Annotated in this window: 14 protein-coding genes, 1 tRNA gene and 1 pseudogene; 11 read left to right on the top strand and 5 right to left on the bottom strand. The window is 63.6% G+C overall.

Going from position 1 to position 16,530, the window contains the following annotated elements:
• Positions 1–30 precede the first annotated feature (30 nt).
• Genes SNOV_RS13195 through SNOV_RS13185 form a run of 3 tightly spaced genes read left to right on the top strand, consistent with a single transcriptional unit; the run spans position 31 to position 4,783 of the window.
• Positions 31–858, top strand: a complete 828-nt coding sequence (locus SNOV_RS13195) for an HAD family hydrolase (RefSeq protein ID WP_244412752.1) — start codon at positions 31–33, stop codon at positions 856–858.
• The gene (locus SNOV_RS13190; protein WP_013167445.1) at positions 855–4,070 is read left to right on the top strand and encodes a type I restriction endonuclease subunit R; all 3,216 of its coding nucleotides are present in this window, start codon (positions 855–857) and stop codon (positions 4,068–4,070) included. The genes SNOV_RS13195 and SNOV_RS13190 overlap by 4 nt, the downstream gene beginning before the upstream one ends.
• Positions 4,067–4,783: a M48 family metallopeptidase gene (locus tag SNOV_RS13185; protein ID WP_013167444.1), complete on the top strand. Its 717-nt coding sequence runs from the start codon at positions 4,067–4,069 to the stop codon at positions 4,781–4,783. Before SNOV_RS13190 ends, SNOV_RS13185 begins: the two co-directional genes overlap by 4 nt.
• Before the next feature lie 67 nt (positions 4,784–4,850).
• Here SNOV_RS13185 and SNOV_RS13180 read toward each other — a convergent pair whose 3' ends face one another.
• Together SNOV_RS13180 and SNOV_RS13175 are read right to left on the bottom strand one after the other, a co-directional pair.
• Positions 4,851–5,120, bottom strand: coding sequence for a conjugal transfer protein TraD (locus SNOV_RS13180; RefSeq protein ID WP_013167443.1), 270 nt, complete (start codon positions 5,118–5,120; stop codon positions 4,851–4,853).
• Position 5,121: 1 nt separating this feature from the next.
• Positions 5,122–5,448 (bottom strand): conjugal transfer protein TraD, encoded by a 327-nt coding sequence (locus SNOV_RS13175; RefSeq protein WP_013167442.1) that lies wholly within the window; start codon positions 5,446–5,448, stop codon positions 5,122–5,124.
• 172 nt (positions 5,449–5,620) lie between these two features.
• On the opposite strand from SNOV_RS13175, the gene traA reads away from it, so the two are divergent.
• Both traA and SNOV_RS13165 read left to right on the top strand, forming a co-directional pair.
• Complete coding sequence (traA, locus tag SNOV_RS13170) at positions 5,621–8,578, top strand: Ti-type conjugative transfer relaxase TraA (RefSeq protein ID WP_013167441.1); 2,958 nt, start codon at positions 5,621–5,623, stop codon at positions 8,576–8,578.
• Positions 8,579–8,707: 129 nt separating this feature from the next.
• The gene (locus tag SNOV_RS13165) at positions 8,708–8,911 is read left to right on the top strand and encodes a helix-turn-helix transcriptional regulator (RefSeq protein WP_013167440.1); all 204 of its coding nucleotides are present in this window, start codon (positions 8,708–8,710) and stop codon (positions 8,909–8,911) included.
• Between the two features lie 195 nt (positions 8,912–9,106).
• Here the strand turns inward: SNOV_RS13165 and SNOV_RS22990 are convergent, their stop codons facing one another.
• Positions 9,107–10,303 (bottom strand): tyrosine-type recombinase/integrase, encoded by a 1,197-nt coding sequence (locus tag SNOV_RS22990; protein ID WP_244413003.1) that lies wholly within the window; start codon positions 10,301–10,303, stop codon positions 9,107–9,109.
• Positions 10,304–10,586: 283 nt separating this feature from the next.
• Between SNOV_RS22990 and SNOV_RS23685 the strand changes: the two genes are divergently transcribed.
• From SNOV_RS23685 to bhcD, 6 genes and pseudogenes are all read left to right on the top strand, one after another.
• Positions 10,587–10,665 (top strand) — tRNA-Ser (locus tag SNOV_RS23685).
• Positions 10,657–11,181 (top strand): type 2 periplasmic-binding domain-containing protein, encoded by a 525-nt coding sequence (locus SNOV_RS13160; RefSeq protein WP_049785730.1) that lies wholly within the window; start codon positions 10,657–10,659, stop codon positions 11,179–11,181. The genes SNOV_RS23685 and SNOV_RS13160 overlap by 9 nt, the downstream gene beginning before the upstream one ends.
• 17 nt (positions 11,182–11,198) lie before the next feature.
• Positions 11,199–11,351: pseudogene (locus SNOV_RS22985) on the top strand (NAD(P)-binding domain-containing protein); the annotation flags it as partial.
• Positions 11,352–11,382: 31 nt separating this feature from the next.
• On the top strand, positions 11,383–12,333 hold the full coding sequence (gene bhcB, locus SNOV_RS13155; RefSeq protein ID WP_013167436.1) for a beta-hydroxyaspartate dehydratase BhcB: 951 nt from the start codon (positions 11,383–11,385) through the stop codon (positions 12,331–12,333).
• Between the two features lie 37 nt (positions 12,334–12,370).
• Entirely contained in the window at positions 12,371–13,546 is a 1,176-nt protein-coding gene (bhcC, locus tag SNOV_RS13150) for a 3-hydroxy-D-aspartate aldolase BhcC (RefSeq protein WP_013167435.1), read from the top strand.
• On the top strand, positions 13,546–14,508 hold the full coding sequence (gene bhcD, locus SNOV_RS13145; protein ID WP_013167434.1) for an iminosuccinate reductase BhcD: 963 nt from the start codon (positions 13,546–13,548) through the stop codon (positions 14,506–14,508). Before bhcC ends, bhcD begins: the two co-directional genes overlap by 1 nt.
• A gap of 363 nt (positions 14,509–14,871) precedes the next feature.
• On the opposite strand, the gene SNOV_RS13140 is transcribed toward bhcD, so the two are convergent.
• A complete protein-coding gene (locus SNOV_RS13140) occupies positions 14,872–15,306 on the bottom strand; it encodes a lipid-binding SYLF domain-containing protein (RefSeq protein WP_013167433.1) in 435 nt (144 codons plus the stop codon).
• 230 nt (positions 15,307–15,536) lie between these two features.
• A complete protein-coding gene (locus tag SNOV_RS13135; protein ID WP_013167432.1) occupies positions 15,537–16,487 on the bottom strand; it encodes a LysR family transcriptional regulator in 951 nt (316 codons plus the stop codon).
• Between the last annotated feature and the right edge of the window lie 43 nt (positions 16,488–16,530).

Genomic DNA, 16,530 nt, shown 5'->3' with positions numbered 1-16,530 from the left:
GCGCTCCCAATGGCCAGAAAACACATAGAGATGGCGATCGCCTACGACTTCGACGGCACGCTGGCGGACGGCAACATGCAGGAACACCAGTTCCTGCCCGACATCGGCATGAAACCGGCTGCGTTTTGGGCCGAGGTGAAGCGTCTGACAAAGGAGCATCAGGCCGACGAAGTGCTCGTCTACATGAACCTGATGTTGCGCAAGGCAGCAGCTGCCGGCGTTCCCGTCAGGCGCGACGATTTCAAGGCGCGGGGCAAGGCGATTCAGTTGTTCGAGGGGGTCGAGGACTGGTTCGACCGCATAAGCGGTTACGGCAGAGCGCATGGTGTCCGCATCACTCACTATCTCATCTCGTCAGGGAATGCCGAGATTTTCGCCGGGACGCCGATCGCCTCGAAGTTCGCGCAGGTTTATGCGTCGAAATTTATGTTTGACGAAAACGGCGTGGCCGCGTGGCCGGCGCTTGCCGTCAACTATACGACAAAGACGCAGTACCTGTTCCGCATAAATAAGGGCGCCTTCGACCTCAGCGATAACAGCAAGGTCAACCAGTTCGTCGAGAAGCGTGACAGACCCGTGCCCTTTGAAAACATGGTGTTCATCGGCGACGGCTCGACTGACATTCCGTGCTTTCGACTCGTGAAGGAACAGGGCGGCCTTTCTGTCGCGGTGTTCAAGCCCCACACCAAGGGCGCGCGAGGCAAGGCCGACAACTACATCAAGGATGGCCGGGTGCACTGCGCCGTGCCAGCGATCTACACGGACGGCGGTGAACTCGATCGCGTCATCAAGGCCAACATAAACGCCGTCGCGGCATGCGCGGCGCTGTCCGGGCTGCTTGCTGAGGGCCCGCAATGACCTTCGATGCCGCCGAGAAGCACCAGTCTCAGATCCCCGCGCTGCAGCTCCTGGTGGCGCTGGGGTTCACGCCGCTTTCCCAGACGGAAGCTGTGCGCCTCCGCGCCGGTCGTCTGCGCAATGTGGTGCTCGATGACATCCTTGCGGACCAACTCCTGCGGATCAACAGCTTCAGCTACCGCGGCCGGGAGTATCCCTTCGACCTTGAGGATGCGCACGAGGCCATCCGGCGGCTAAAGCCCACACCTGACCGGCAAAAGGGACTGCGCGGCACCAACCAAGACATCTACGACACGCTCGTGCTCGGGACGACGATCACCAAGACGATCCAGGGAGACTCGAAATCCTACTCATTCCGCTACGTCGATTGGGAAACCCCATCTAACAACGTCTTTCATGTGACGGCCGAAGTTTCTGTCGAGCGGACGGCCAGCACCCAGACCAAGCGGTGTGATATCGTCGCCTACGTGAACGGCATCCCGTTCCTCGTGATCGAGAACAAGCGGCCGACCGAAAGTCTGAAAAAAGCCGGTAGCCAGCTGATCGGCTATCAGAACGAGGACAACATCCCGCAGTTGTTCCACTTCGCGCAGCTTCTCATGGTGATGAACCGTGTCGAGGCGCGCTACGCCACCGTGGGCACGCCGCGGCAGTTCTGGCAGACGTGGCGGGACGAGGAAGACCGGGACGAGATTATCGATCCGCTGGCCAATCGGCCGCTCAGGGCGGCTGAGGCCGACGCGGTCTTCTCGGGCGACTTCGCCTTTGCCCGCGCGCATTTCCATGCCCTGGCCGCCGAGGGTGCGCGCGCGATCACGGCTCAGGACCGCGCAATCTATGCGATGTGCCGGCCGGACCGCCTGCTGGACCTGGTCCGTCGCTTCACCGTGTTCGATGGCGGCGCACGCAAGGTCGCGCGACACCAGCAGTTCTTTGGGATCCGGAAGGCTGTCGAGCGCGTCCGCCAGTTCAATCTGGACGGCCGCCGAAAGGGCGGCGTGGTCTGGCACACTCAAGGATCGGGCAAGTCGCTGACCATGGTGATGCTGGGGCGCTCTCTCGCGCTCGATAAGGCGATCCCCAATCCGCGCATCCTGATCGTCACCGACCGCGACGATCTCGACAAACAGATCAAGGACACGTTCAAGTCCTGTGAGCTGGAACCTGTTCGGGCGACCAGCGGCGCACATCTGATCGAGCTGATCCGAAACCGGACACCACTCGCGACGACCATCATCAACAAGTTTGATACGGCGGCCAAAGCTGCCGAGGACGTCGACGTGGATGCCAACGTTTTCGTCCTGGTCGACGAGAGCCATCGCTCGCAGACTGGCCGTTTTGGCGGTCACAGCCAGTTCGCCACTCGGATGCGTCGGCTGCTGCCGAACGCTTGCTATCTCGGCTTCACCGGAACGCCGCTACTGAAGAAGGAGAAGAATACCCTCTCGACCTTCGGAGGCCTGATCCACAAATACGCGATCGACGAGGCTGTCGCCGACGGGGCCGTTGTGCCACTCCTCTATGAGGGACGGCTGGTCGAACAGCAGGTTAATGGTGGTGTAATCGACAGGTGGTTCGACAAGATCAGCGATGGTTTGACCCCCAGCCAGAAGGCCGACCTGAAGCACAAGTTCTCCCGCATGGATGCGCTGTCAAAGACAGGCCAGGCGATCCGGGCGAAAGCCTTCGACATCTCGGAGCACTTCCGCCAGCACTGGCAAGGCACGGGATTCAAGGCGCAGCTTGTGGCGCCATCCAAGGCGGCAGCCGTCCGCTTCAAGGAGGTGCTCGACGAGATCGGGCACGTCACCAGCGAAATCGTCATCTCGCCGCCCGATGACAACGAGGGCAACGAGGAGGTCGACAAGGAATCGAAGGACCTCGTGCGTGGGTTCTGGGCGCGGATGATGGTCCGGTACAAGACTGAGGACGAATACACCCGGCAGATCATCGATGCATTCAAGGGGTCGGGCGATCCGGAGATCCTCATCGTCGTGTCGAAGCTGCTCACCGGGTTCGATGCCCCGCGCAACACGGTGCTCTATGTCTGCAAGTCGCTACGCGAGCATAACCTGCTGCAGGCTATCGCCCGCGTGAACCGGCTCTATGAAGATGGTGCGACCGAGAAGCAGTTTGGCTTCATCATCGACTATGAGGGGCTGCTCGGAGAGCTCGATACAGCGCTGACGACCTACAGCGCCTTCGAGGGTTTTGACGCCGCCGATCTCGCCGGCACAGTCCACGACGTGCGCGAGGAAATCCGGAAGCTGCCCCAGTTGCATGATCAACTCTGGGACCTGTTCAAACCGGTCAAGAACAAGAAGGACATGGAGCAGTTCGAACAGTTCCTGGCCGACGAAGCGATCCGGCAGGAATTCTATGAACGACTGAAGGCGTTCAGCCGCTGCCTCCATATCTCGCTGTCGTCGGACAAGCTGTTCGACGTCTTTGGCGAGGCGAAGATCGACGCCATGAAGAAGGATTGGAAGCAATTCTCCGAGCTGCGGCGCTCGATTCAACTGCGCTACCAAGAGACCGTCGACGTCAAGGAGTTCGAGCCAAAGATCCAGAAGCTGCTGGACGACCATGTGGTTGCCATGCCGGCCGAAACGATCATCGAGATGGTCAACATCAACGACCCGGACGCCCTGAAGGCCGTGGTGGAGGAAACGGGCGTCTCCGAGGCGTCGAGGGCGGACCGGATCGCCAGCGCGACGCGACGGACCATCACGGAAAAGATGGACGAGGACCCGACCTTCTACCGCAGCTTCTCGGAGCTGCTGGAGGAAACCATCCGCGACTATCGGGCCAAAAGGATATCCGAGCGCGATTACCTCAAGAACGTAGTCGATCTGGCCAGCAAGGTCGCCCGCAAGGACCGGGGGCGCGAGGTACCGGATGCGATCAAGGGCAATGACGATGGGCAGGCGTTCTTCGGGATCCTTGAAGGTGCGTTTGCGGCCTATGACGGCAAATCGATTGAGGCGAATGAGGTCGCGTCCATCGCGCTCACGATCATCGACATCATAAAGTGCCATCACATCGTCGACGTTTGGTCCAACGAGGTCGCTCAGAATAAGATGCGCAACGCCATTGACGATTATTTCTTCGATGTCCTGCGTGATGGACGCGGAATTGGACTGCCTGTCGAACTAATGGACGACCTTGAGCTGAAGATTATGGATCTGGCGCGGGCGCGGTTTCCGGGATGAAGGCGGAGCGACATAGCGTCCAATACGGTGAACACAGGATCGTTTTCTCCATACTGCGCCGTGAGCGAGCGACGCTGGAGATCGCAGTAGAGCCTGACGCCTCGGTTGTCCTCGCTGCCCCGCAGGATGCGCCGCTCGTTGCAATCGAAGATAAGGTGCGCAAGCGGGCCGCGTGGATTCTGCGTCAGCAGCGATATTTCATCCAATTTCTTCCACGCACCCCAGATCGCCAATATGTGGCTGGCGAGACCCATCTCTACCTCGGACGTCAGTATCGGTTGAAGGTAGTCCCGCACGTTCAAGCGACGGTGAAGCTCGTTCGTGGCTTCATCGTGGTCCAAACGCATAGGCCCGAGATGACGGAGGTCACGCGGGAGCTTATGGAGGTTTGGTATCGAGAGCGTGCGCATACGAAATTTGGTGAGCGCCTTGAAGTTAATCTTCTGCGCTTTCCCGCGCCTGAGGACTTTCGGCCAAGAGGGTTGGTTGTCCGCCAGTTGCGGCAGCGATGGGGTTCGATGTCACCTGGATGTCGATTATTGCTCAATCGACGACTAATCCAGGCTCCGCTGCATGCTATCGATTACGTCATTACTCACGAGCTATGCCACATCGCCGTGCCGCATCACGGACCGGAATTCTTCGAGCTATTGAGCCGCGTGCTACCCGATTGGCGTGAGCGCAAGCAAAAACTCGAGGCTCGGATGGCCTGAACATCACTTCGAAAGGGACCCAGATAGACAGAATTGCAGAGTACGAGCGGCTCCGCGGTGCCTGTCATCAGTCAAGTTCCACGGTCCCAGTCCTGAGCGGGGCGAGAATTTCGCCGTGACGTTCAGCCTCGAACGCCTGCTTTCCCTTCGCAGCCCACAGCGCCAGCGCCTTGGCGCGCTCATCGCTTTGGAGCTTGTCGGCCATCCAGAGCAGTGCGCCGTAGATCATGGCGCGATCATCGCCGGTGAGGTCCACGATTCCGGCCTTAACCACGAGGCCGCCGAGTTCGATCAGATGCCGCGTGCGCTTGCGGCGCTCCACCTGCCAGTCGCGCATGTCATGCCGCGCCCGTGCTGCCTGATGGCGATTGAGTGCCGCCCGGTTGCGCCGGAGGGCTGACTGTGTCGCCGTCAGATGCCGCTGCAGATCGGCGTGCCCGTCCTTGAAAGAACGCCGCGCCACGCCGCGCCCACGCCTCCCTCCGTCCCGGGTCCTTGGTCTCGGCGAGCACGAGCAGCGCGCCGGCCAGTTCCTCCGCCGTGAGTGCGTCCGCGCCGGTGGCGATCACTAGATCGCCGAGCTGCTGTACCTTACGGGTCTTGAGCTCTCGCGCCTTGTCTTCCAGAGCCTTCAGCTCCGTATCGAAGTCCCGTGGCTTGCGCATGGTCTTCTCCATCAGCAATCGATGCAAGGATGATAGTTTAGCGCATGCCGGAAGGCTTTAATGTCGTCGGGACAGACTGGGATGGCCTCGTCACTCCCGAGATTTTTTCGAGGGAGGGCGCGCTTATACGTCGTTCCGACGTGCGCTTCGCCGTGCTGATGTTCGGATCGCGATGGCGATCTATCATCTTCACGTCAAGGTCATCGGCCGCAAGGCCGGCTCCAGCGCTGTGGCGTCCGCCGCCTACCGCTCGGCCTCACGGCTGCGCGATGCGCGGATCGATCGCGTCCAAGACTTCTCAAGTAAGCGCGGCGTCGTTCATTCCGAGGTTCTGCTGCCGGATAGGGTGCCTGAGATGTGGAGCGACCGCGAGCGACTGTGGAACGATGTCGAAGCCTTCGAACTGCGCAAGGACGCCCAGCTCGCCCGTGAGGTCGAGTTCGCCCTGCCGCGCGAGATGAGCCAGGCGCAGGGGATCGCGCTCGCCCGTGATTTCGTTGAGGCGGAGTTCGTCGATCAAGGGATGGTCGCCGATCTCAATGTGCATTGGGATGTCGGTGAGGACGGCATGGCCAAACCCCATGCCCATGTCATGCTCACCATGCGCTCGGTTGACGAGGACGGTTTCGGCCCGAAGGTGCGCGAGTGGAATGCGACCCAGATGCTCGAGCGCTGGCGCGAACGCTGGGCCGCGCTCGCCAATGAGCGGCTGGCCGAACTGGACATTGACGCACGCATCGACCATCGCAGCCTTGAAGCGCAGGGCATCGCGCTGGAGCCGCAGAGCCAGATCGGTGCGCCCGCGCAACGCATAGAAAGAGAGGGGATCGGGGCCGCCGATCGGGCCGAGGTTCAACGCGAGATCGCGCGCGGCAATGGCGTGCGCATCATCGCCGATCCGGCACTGGCACTGGACGCCATCACCCATCAGCAATCGACCTTCACCCGGCGCGACATGGCGCGCTTCGCGCACCGTCACAGTGACGGGATCGAGCAGTTCAACGAGGTGATGGGCGCGATGAGCCGCGCACCCGATCTCGTCGAGCTCGGTAAGGATGGACGCGGCGGGGACCGCTTCACCACCTGCCAGATGATCGAGGCCGAGCAGCGTCTGCACAGGGCTGCCGGGCTCATGGCGGAACGCGAACGCCATGCCGTACAGGATACAGAGAGAGAGGCGGCTATTCAGCGTGCTGAGCAGCGTGGCCTTGTTCTCTCCGGTGAGCAGTCTGACGCGCTGGCGCACATCACCGGCGAGCGCGATCTTGGCATTGTCGTCGGTTATGCCGGGACGGGGAAGAGCGCCATGCTCGGTGTCGCGCGCGAGGCCTGGGAGGCGGCCGGCCTGGAGGTTCGCGGCGTCGCGCTGTCCGGCATCGCGGCGGAGAATCTGGAGAGCGGATCGGGCATCACGTCCCGCACCATTGCCAGCCTGGAACATGGCTGGAGCCAAGGCCGGGATCTGCTCACCTCACGCGATGTGCTGGTGATCGACGAGGCCGGCATGGTCGGCACGCGCCAGCTGGAGCGCGTGCTCTCCCATGCCGCGGATGCCGGCGCTAAGGTCGTGCTGGTCGGGGATCCGCAGCAGTTGCAATCGATCGAGGCGGGTGCCGCGTTCCGCTCGCTGGTCGAGCGTCACGGCGGTGCGGAGATCGGCGAGGTGCGCCGCCAGCGCGCAGACTGGCAGCGCGACGCCACGCGCGACCTGGCGACTGGCAAGATCGGCGAGGCTATCGAGGCCTATGAGAGGAATGGCATGGTCTATGCCGCTCAAACGCGGCAGCAGGCGCGGGGCGACCTAATCGAGCGCTGGGACCGCGACCGGCAGGCCGCACCAGACCGTAGCCGCATCATTCTCACCCACACCAATGACGAGGTTCGCGCCCTCAACCAGGCCGCCCGCGCGCGGATGCGGGAGGCCAACGATCTCGGCGAGGAGGTGCGCGTCACCGTCGAGCGCGGGGAACGTTCCTTCGCCCGTGGCGACCGCGTGATGTTCCTGCAGAATGAGCGCGGGCTCGGGGTGAAGAACGGCACGCTCGGCACCCTCGAAGAGGTCAGCGCGCAGTCCATGTCCGTGCGTATTGATGATGGCCGATCCGTCGCCTTCGACTTGAAGGACTACGATCGCATCGACCATGGCTATGCCGCCACCATCCACAAGGCGCAGGGCATGACCGTGGACCGTACCCATGTGCTCGCCACGCCCGGCATGGATGCCCATTCCAGCTATGTCGCGCTGTCGCGCCACCGTGACGGCATGGAGTTGCACTTTGGCCGCGACGACTTCGCGGATAGGGACCGGCTGGTGCGCACCCTGTCGCGTGACCGGGCCAAGGACATGGCGTCGGACTATGCGCGCTCCGATCCGGCGCAGGACTATGCCGAGCGCCGCGGCATCACCTTCCGCCAGCGTGTCGTCGAGATCGTGCGCAAGGTCCCGGAAAAGCTGCGCGACCTCGTCGACACGCTCAGGCCGTCCGTAGACATTGCACAAGACGCACCAGCCCTGCGCGAGGAGCTAGGAAACAAAGTCAGGCCACTCACCCAGGAGCCTCCCGAGGATCCAGAGATGGTGCTGCGGCAGGCCCGCACCCGCGCGCTCGTTCGGCATGCTCGGGCGTGGGACGCGATCCTCACCACGGCCGATGCAATCGGCCAGGGCACACCCGAGCAACTGCGTGAACTCACCGCCGCCCGCAAGGCCTTCGAGGAGCTACGCCCTCATGGCTGGCGGGATGCGGAAGTGGCCTACGAGAAGAACCCGGAGCTGGTGCACGAGGCGGCCGGCGGCAAGCTCAATCGCACCATTCGCGCCCTCCAGCTTGAAACGGAAATCCGCACCGATCCGGAGCGCCGCGCCGGTCAATTTGTCGAGCGCTGGAAGAAGCTCGACCAGCAGCGTCAACGCCAGTACAGCGACGGCGATTACTCCGGCTACAAGGCTACCCGCGTCCAGATGGGCGACATGGCGCGGAGCCTGGAGCGCGACCCGCAGCTGGAATCCCTGCTCGCCACGCGCAAGAAGGAACTCGGCATCAGCTTTGAAACCGGCCGCAGTCTTGGCCGCGAGCTCGCTCGCAGTCACGGCATCGACTTCGATCGCAGCCGTGGCCTTGGTCTCTAGAACCGTCCGATATGCCGCCGCCGGCACGCCAGAAAACACCGGTGCCGTTCATCATCTTGCCGGTCAGCAGTTGCTTGCCTTGTCTGGAGCAGGCGCCCTCAGGCGCATCCAGCAGGAGGCAGCACCGCCATGCAGACACCAGAGCGTATCATCCGCCTGAAGACCGTCCTCGCCCGCACCGGCCTGTCCCGTTCCACCATCTACCGCAAGATTGCAGAAGGGACCTTCCCCGCACAGCTGAAGATCAGCACCAACGGCGCCGGCTGGCGGGAATCCGACATCAACCGATGGGTTGCGGATCCGCCCCGGTGGCGGGCAGGGGATGGTGTTTAGTTTGCCGAAGATCGCGTGGGACGCTACGGCCCATGCATCTGTGGTGACATTCAGGAAGAAATCGTGCTGAATCGCACGCCGCTATTTCGCTCCGTCGATGTAGAATAGCGGCTTACCTTCGTATGATGAAGTCGTGCTAAACGCTTAAACTGCGCCTGATAGTGAGAACGCTGCTCGGACATTGGTTACGAACGGTCAGCCGCCCTCCGTCGCCGAGCGTGGTGATCGGACACGATTTGGGGCCCGATGAGAAGCCGCGGCCCGTCGACTAGGATGAAGGCCTTTATTACTGCTCCTTGCCGCGGCGCCACGCGTTGTGCCTACAGGATCGAGCTTGAGGTCGGGGGCTGTGCTGCGGATGACGTCCGCCACATATGAGGGCGCCAGGTGGGCATAATGCTTCTCGACCATTCGGGTGTCCGCGTGGCCAAGCGCCCGCGCCACAACCATGAGCGGCGCACCGGCACGGACCATAGTGCTGGCGTAAGAATGGCGCAGCTCGTGCAATGTGATGTCGGAGAGGCCGGCTGCTTCCAAGGCTGCGTGGAAGGCCCGCTGGTAGGTAGCCGGCCTCCAAGCTTCATCGTTACGGGTCAGCATGGGTGCTGATCCAGATCGGCCGCCTGCAAGCAGCGAGAACAATGCTCGTCCGCCAGTCGTCAGCGGAACGTGCCGTGCCTTTCCGCTCTTGCTCTCCGCAATGAAGATTGAGCCGTTAGCGGCGTCGAAATCGCGCACCAACAAGCGCGCCAATTCGCCGAAACGCGCACCCGTCAACAAGGCCGCGGCGATCAGGTTGCGCACGTCGCCCTCGGCGTTGTCCAGCAACTGTTGCTGCTCTCCGTCTGACAGAAAGCGCACCCGGGCTGCGGTCGTGCCGCGGTAAGGTTTCACCAGTCGCCAAGCGGTGTCGTCGTCAACGAGGCGTTGATCTCTGGCCCAGTTCAGGGCTGCCTTGAGGGTTGTCAGAGTTCGGTTTGCAGTATCGCGCCTGCGCCGCGTCGCTTCCGGATCGTTGGGATCAACAGGACGCAAGTTAGGTTTGGCCGCATGTTTCCCCGTCCGGACCTTTCGCGGTGCAGCCGCCATGGCGTCACGCCATCGGCGGATTTTGTCGACTGTCAGTTCCGAGATGCGCAGCTTGCCCAGCTTCGGTCTGATGTGCAGGCCGGCACGGGACTTCGCGTCATAGATCGACTTCATTCCCTCCGCAGCGCGAGCCTCGAAGTAGCGATCGAGGATCGCGTCGACGGTGAGAGCAGGGGAGGCGTCAGAACCAGCCTTGATGGATTTCGCCCAAGCACGGGCGGCGTCCTTTGCCTGTTCATGAGTCAGGATGCTGGTACCGTCGGCTGACGCGACGTCATCGGCTCGCCCGAGCCTTGTCTGCATGCGCAAGCCGTGCGCGTTCCGTGAGGCTGCAAGCCATGTGCCGCCGCGGCCGTTGGACCCGCGGCCGCGGCGATAGCCCAAGCGGACACCAGGGCCAATCAACTCCCATTCCGGAGCATCTGACCGTGGCAACTCCGACCGGCTAGTGCGACTTGATAGGGTGCTACGACGTCGAGACATGGCGCATTTTCGTTGCCGAATTCGTTGCTAACTATGGCATGGAAGCGGCTTGGACGCAATGAGACGAATTGTAATGAAATCTAGTATTAGCAAGGGTTCTCGTGCGGTATCACCGCAGGTCACTAGGTGCCAAATATCGCCCTCTCACGGCGAAAACCGGGGTTCGATTCCCCGTGGGCGCGAAGGACGGCACCTGCGACATCGCCTTCAGGGCTGCCTATCCGAGCCGTGCTGCCGATTTCCTGTTCAGTCCGCCCTATCTTCTCATCGAAGGCGCGTATCTCGTGGAAGCGCGGATGACGCTGTCGGGCCCGGCCGAGGTCGATGCGGCCGGCCGCAAAATTGCGGCGACAAAGGGCACCGCCTATGCGCAATATCTCGCCCGCAATCTGAAGCAGGCGGAGTTTGTTCTGAGTGACGACGCGTTCGCATCCTTCCGCGCGGGCGGCATCGACGCGGTGGCCGGCATCCGGCAGCCGCTGGTCTCATACGCCGCCGCAAATCCCGACATTCGTGTGCTGGCGGAGCGCTTCATGGAAATCAGTCAGGTTGTCGCGCTGACGCGCGGCAAGCTGCGGGCGGCAGGCTTCGTCGGGGTCACGATTGAAGAACTGAAGGCGAGCGGGTTCGTACGGGGAGCGCTCGACCGCAGCGGTCATGCCGATGTGCTGGTCGCGCCCGCAGCGGCCGGCAGCTAGGAAGTTGGGAGGATAGGATGGCGAAGGTTGGATTTGTCGGTCTGGGGATCATGGGCGACCCGATGGCGGGCCACCTCATCGACGCGGGCCACACGCTCTATCTGTATGACATCAAGCCGGTGCCGGCGGAGCTGACCGACAAGGGCGGCGTCGCCTGCGCCACCGTCGCGCCGGATGCGTGAGACCTGAGAAAGCCGAGCCATGTACATACCGACCCTTGACGACATGATCGCGGCGCGTGCCCGCATCGACGCGCACATTCACAACACCCCGGTCCTGACCTCCCGCATGCTGAACGAGCTGACGGGCGCGGAACTGTTCTTCAAGTGCGAGAACTTCCAGAAGGCCGGTGCCTTCAAGGCGCGCGGCGCGTCGAACGCGGTGTTCGGCCTTTCCGACGCGCAGGCGGCCAAGGGCGTCGCCACCCATTCGAGCGGCAATCACGGCACCTGCCTGAGCTACGCCGCCGGGCGCCGTGGCATTCCCTGCACCGTGGTGATGCCGCGGACGGCGCCGCAGGCGAAGAAGGACGCCGTGCGCGGCTATGGCGGCCGGGTGGTCGAGTGCGAGCCCTCGACCTCCTCGCGCGAAGCGGTGTTTGCGGAAGTGGTCGCCCAGAGCGGGGCCGAATTCGTCCATCCCTACAACGACCCGCGCGTGATCGCGGGACAGGCGACCTGCTCGGCCGAGCTGATCGAACAGGTCGCGGACCTCGATGCGGTGATCGCGCCGATCGGCGGAGGCGGCATGGTCTCGGGCACCTGCCTGACGCTGTCGAACCTCGCCCCCGGCATCAAGGTCTATGCCGCCGAACCGCTGAACGCCGATGATGCCGCCCGCAGCTTCCGCGCCGGCCACATCATCGCCGACGACGCCCCGGACACCGTGGCGGATGGCTTGAAGGTGCCGCTGAAGGAGCTCACCTGGCACTTCGTGCGCAACCATGTCACCGACATCCTCACGGCGACCGAGGAAGAGATCGTCGACGCGATGAAGCTGATCTGGAAGCGCATGAAGATCGTCATGGAAGCGTCCAGCGCGGTGCCGTTGGCGACGATCATCAAGAATCCCGAGGTCTTCGCCGGCAAGCGGGTCGGCGTCATCATCACCGGCGGCAACGTCGATCTCGACAAGCTGCCGTGGAATACGTGATCTCGGAATTCATGACCTTGGAACTGAGGAGGCACCCATGAACGTCAAGACGGACATCTCTCCGGACTTTTCCGGCTACGAGGTCGGCTACGACATTCCCGCCGTCCCCGGCATGAGCGAGGCGGACATCCAGACCCCGTGCCTGATCCTCGATCTCGACGCGCTGGAGCGCAACATCCGCAAGATGGGCGACTACGCCAAGGCGCACGGCATGCGCCATCGCAGCCACGGCAAGATGCACAAGTCGGTCGACGTGCAGAAGCTGCAGGAGGCGCTCGGCGGCTCGGTCGGCGTGTGCTGCCAGAAGGTGGCGGAGGCGGAGGTCTTCGCGCGCGGCGGCATCAAGGACATCCTGGTCACCAACGAGGTGCGTGACGCGGCCAAGATCGACCGCCTCGCCCGCCTGCCCAAGTTCGGCGCTACCGTCACCGTGTGCGTGGACGACGTGAAGAACGTCGCCGACATCTCGGCGGCGGCGGTCAAGCACGGGACCGAGCTCGGCATCTTCGTGGAGATCGATTGCGGCGCCGGGCGCTGCGGCGTCACCACCAAGGAGGCCGTGGTGGAGATCGCCAAGGCCGCCGCGGCGGCACCGAACCTCACCTTCAAGGGCATCCAGGCCTATCAGGGCGCGATGCAGCACATCGACAGCTATGAGGCGCGCAAGGAGAAGCTCGACGCCGCCATCGCCCAGGTGAAGGAAGCGGTCGCCGCGCTCGAAGCCGAGGGGCTGAAGCCGGAATTCGTCTCCGGCGGCGGCACCGGCTCCTACTATTTCGAGTCCAACTCCCACATCTACAATGAGCTGCAGTGCGGCTCCTACGCCTTCATGGACGCCGATTACGGCCGCATCCACGACAAGGACGGCAAGCGCATCGACAAGGGCGAGTGGGAGAACGCGCTGTTCATCCTCACCTCGGTGATGAGCCACGCCAAGCCGCATCTGGCCGTCTGCGACGCCGGCCTCAAGGCGCAGTCGGTCGATTCCGGCCTGCCTTTCGTCTATGGCCGCGACGATGTGAAATACATCAAGTGCTCCGACGAGCACGGCGTGATCGAGGACAAGGATCACGTCCTCAAGGTCAATGAGAAGCTGCGGCTGGTGCCGGGGCATTGCGACCCGACCTGCAACGTCCATGACTGGTATGTCGGCGTGCGCAACGGCAAGGTCGAGGTGGTGTGGCCGGTCTCGGCGCGCGGGAAGGGCTATTGATGTACGTCGTCGCCGAAAAGGACATTGCCGGCCTGATGACTCCCGAGGCGGCGTTTGAGGCCATCGAGGCGGTGTTCGCCTCGATGGCGCGCCGCCAGGCCTACAACTTCCCCGTCGTGCGCGAGGCCATCGGGCACGCGGACGCGCTCTACGGCTTCAAGGGCGGCTTCGACGGCGCGGGCCTGGCGCTCGGCCTCAAGGCCGGCGGCTACTGGCCGCACAATCAGGAGCGCGGCCTGATCAATCACCAGTCGACGGTCTTCCTGTTCGACCCTGACAGCGGCCGCGTCAGCGCAGCGGTGGGCGGCAACCTGCTCACCGCGCTGCGCACAGCGGCGGCGAGCGCGGTGTCGATCAAGTACCTCGCGCCCAAGGGCGCCAAGGTGCTCGGCATGATCGGCGCCGGCCACCAGTCGGCGTTCCAGATGCGGGCGGCTGCCCGCGTGCACCCGTTCGAGAAGGTGATCGGCTGGAACCCGCATCCGGAGATGCTGGGCCGCCTGTCGGACACCGCCGCCGAGCTCGGCCTGCCCTTCGAGGCGGTGGAGCTGGAGCGGCTCGGCGAGGAGGCCGACGTGATCATCTCGATCACCTCCTCCTTCGGTCCGCTGCTGATGGATGATCATGTAAAGGGCCCCACCCACATCGCCGCGATGGGCACCGACACCAAGGGCAAGCAGGAGCTGGATCCCGGGCTCGTCGCGCGGGCGCGGCTGTTCACCGACGAGATCGCGCAGTCGGTGAGCATCGGCGAATACCAGCACGCCGTCGCGCAGGGGCTGATCACGCAGGACCGGATCGGCGAGCTCGGCGCCGTGGTGACCGGCGACGATGCCGGCCGTGGCGACGCCGAGGTGACGATCTTCGATGGCACCGGCGTCGGCCTGCAGGACCTCGCGGTTGCCGCCAAGGTGGTCGAGCTGGCCAAGCAGAAGGGCATCGCTCAACAGGTCGAGGTGTGAGCGGCGGTCCACGTCCCGAAGACGCCAACGGCCGTCGCCTCACCCTTCCGCCCGCGGCGGGATCAGACGCTTCGCGCCCTGCATGGCTCCGCGTCTGCCCCGTCGCTCAGCACGCCCCGGAGGAAGAATCCAACCGTCAGAGCGAACTCACAGCTGGGTAGAATTGGGGCAACGTCACGGGCGAACGGCGCCCGCGCTTCCTCGACCGCGGGGCGGCCTATCTGCGCGTGGCTCCAGTTCGAAGTGGGCTGCCGCAGAGGATCTCAGCAGCCACACCTCGTTGCCGAATCGGCGGGCGACCTCGCCGGGCCGATGAAGGCGTGGGCGAAGTTCATCGCGGGCGCCGATACTCCATGGAAATCCTCACTTCAGCGACAAAGCCAGTCCGCTCAAATCAAGGCTGACGATTACGCCCTTTTGCTCGCCGCCTAGCTCCAGAATGGCGCCGTTCTGGTTGGTCAGGACGACGACTTGCGCGCCCTTTCCGAGGGCGGCGCCAGCACCGCCCTGGGCATAGACCCCCGAAACGTCAGACGGACGGCGGATATTTCTGACCGTTCCATGAAGTCGCGTCTCGGAAGCGCCGAAGGTGAAGCCATAACTCAGCCCGCCGACCGAGAGCGGATACTTGCGGCCCTGAAACGTCAGAACGCCGTCTCCGGCTGATCCGCCGACCACGAACCCGGCCTTTACGATACGGATGCTGATTGAGCCGTCAGCGGCGCTCGCCATCGATACGGCGCCGATCAGCGCTGCCAATGCGAGGAGCCCGACCCTTAGTACCGACAAGACTTTCATCGACGATACCTTCCAAGCTGGAGCGATGCGCCATGTTGCCCATCGCTAGACAACGCTGATTGCGGCGGTTCGTTTCTCGACAATCACCCGCGAGACTGAACGCCCTTTCGTCGCACCAGGGCTAATATAGCGTGCGCGCGTCCCGCTGAGGAGCGGCCCGCCAAAACGCTGACGCCGTGATCTTTGGCTGGCAATCAGCGCCCTGCGGCCTTCATTAACGGCCGCAGGGCCTATGGCTTCTTGAGGCGGCGGTCGATGGCGGGGGCCACCATGCCGGGTATGTAGGCGTCGGAGATGAACGACCGGCAATGCGCCTCGAACATCTGGATGAGCCGCGATTTCTTGAACTGATCGACCGTCGCCGTGCCGATGACCATCGGGCGGTGCTCCCCCGCAAGTCCCACCCTCACCACCCGCCGTCCATCGAGCGCGAGATCGGAGCGCGGCCGGACGTTGGCGAGCGTATAGCCATAGCCGTTGGCGACCATGGTACGGACCACTTCCTGATGCGCGGAGCGCGAATGGATCTTGGGTTCCAGCCCTTCCTTGATGAACAGAGCGAGGAAATATTCGGAGCTGATCGGCAGATCGAGCAGGATGAGCGGCTGCTCAGCCAGCTCTTGCAGGCTCACCGCCGACAGCCGGGCAAAGGGATGCGCCTCGCTCACCACGACATGGGCGGGCAGGCTGGCAAGCGGCGTGAAGGTGATGCCGTCGGGTATCTGCAGGTCGTAGGTGATGGCGATGTCGATATCCGCCCGTCTCAGGCCGTCGAGCAGCCACTCCTGGTTGGCTTCGACATGGCGGATCCGGGTATCGGGAAAGGCCGAGGTGAAGCCGTGGGACAGCTCCGGGATGATCATCGGCGCCAGCGTCACCATGCAGCCCACGGAGAGCTGCCCGCGGACCTGGTCCGTGGCCTCGGAGGCGACGGCATAGAGCCCCTCCGCCTGCTCGACCAGATGCTTGGCCTCTGCCAGCAGCTTGCGGCCCACCGGCGTCAGCGACAGGCCCTGCGCGTGATGGCGCACGAAGAGCTGGACGCCCAGTTCCTGCTCGAGATGGCTGATGGCCGTGGAGATCGACGGCTGGGAAATGCTGATGCGTTCCGAGGCGAGCGTGATCGAGCCGGTCTCGCCGGCGGCGATGAAATATTCGAGCTGTCTCAGCGTGTAACGCATAGGGCTTCCATAGCCTGTTCCGGCCGGCCGTGCGAGCGACGCC

Origin of the sequence: Ancylobacter novellus DSM 506, from assembly GCF_000092925.1 — a bacterium.
Lineage (GTDB): Bacteria > Pseudomonadota > Alphaproteobacteria > Rhizobiales > Xanthobacteraceae > Ancylobacter > Ancylobacter novellus.
Note: the sequence above shows the minus strand (reverse complement) of the source record. Positions and strands in the feature narration are given on the sequence as shown.

What these genes read in the sequence shown, in the direction of transcription:
- bhcB (WP_013167436.1), top strand. Translation starts at nt 11,383, where the DNA reads ATGTACATACCGACCCTTGACGACATGATCGCGGCGCGTGCCCGCATC.
- SNOV_RS13140 (WP_013167433.1), bottom strand. Translation starts at nt 15,306, where the DNA reads ATGAAAGTCTTGTCGGTACTAAGGGTCGGGCTCCTCGCATTGGCAGCG.
- SNOV_RS22990 (WP_244413003.1), bottom strand. Translation starts at nt 10,303, where the DNA reads ATGCAGACAAGGCTCGGGCGAGCCGATGACGTCGCGTCAGCCGACGGT.
- SNOV_RS13190 (WP_013167445.1), top strand. Translation starts at nt 855, where the DNA reads ATGACCTTCGATGCCGCCGAGAAGCACCAGTCTCAGATCCCCGCGCTG.
- bhcD (WP_013167434.1), top strand. Translation starts at nt 13,546, where the DNA reads ATGTACGTCGTCGCCGAAAAGGACATTGCCGGCCTGATGACTCCCGAG.
- SNOV_RS13165 (WP_013167440.1), top strand. Translation starts at nt 8,708, where the DNA reads ATGCAGACACCAGAGCGTATCATCCGCCTGAAGACCGTCCTCGCCCGC.
- SNOV_RS13135 (WP_013167432.1), bottom strand. Translation starts at nt 16,487, where the DNA reads ATGCGTTACACGCTGAGACAGCTCGAATATTTCATCGCCGCCGGCGAG.
- traA (WP_013167441.1), top strand. Translation starts at nt 5,621, where the DNA reads ATGGCGATCTATCATCTTCACGTCAAGGTCATCGGCCGCAAGGCCGGC.
- SNOV_RS13175 (WP_013167442.1), bottom strand. Translation starts at nt 5,448, where the DNA reads ATGCGCAAGCCACGGGACTTCGATACGGAGCTGAAGGCTCTGGAAGAC.
- bhcC (WP_013167435.1), top strand. Translation starts at nt 12,371, where the DNA reads ATGAACGTCAAGACGGACATCTCTCCGGACTTTTCCGGCTACGAGGTC.
- SNOV_RS13180 (WP_013167443.1), bottom strand. Translation starts at nt 5,120, where the DNA reads ATGCGCGACTGGCAGGTGGAGCGCCGCAAGCGCACGCGGCATCTGATC.
- SNOV_RS13185 (WP_013167444.1), top strand. Translation starts at nt 4,067, where the DNA reads ATGAAGGCGGAGCGACATAGCGTCCAATACGGTGAACACAGGATCGTT.
- SNOV_RS13195 (WP_244412752.1), top strand. Translation starts at nt 31, where the DNA reads ATGGCGATCGCCTACGACTTCGACGGCACGCTGGCGGACGGCAACATG.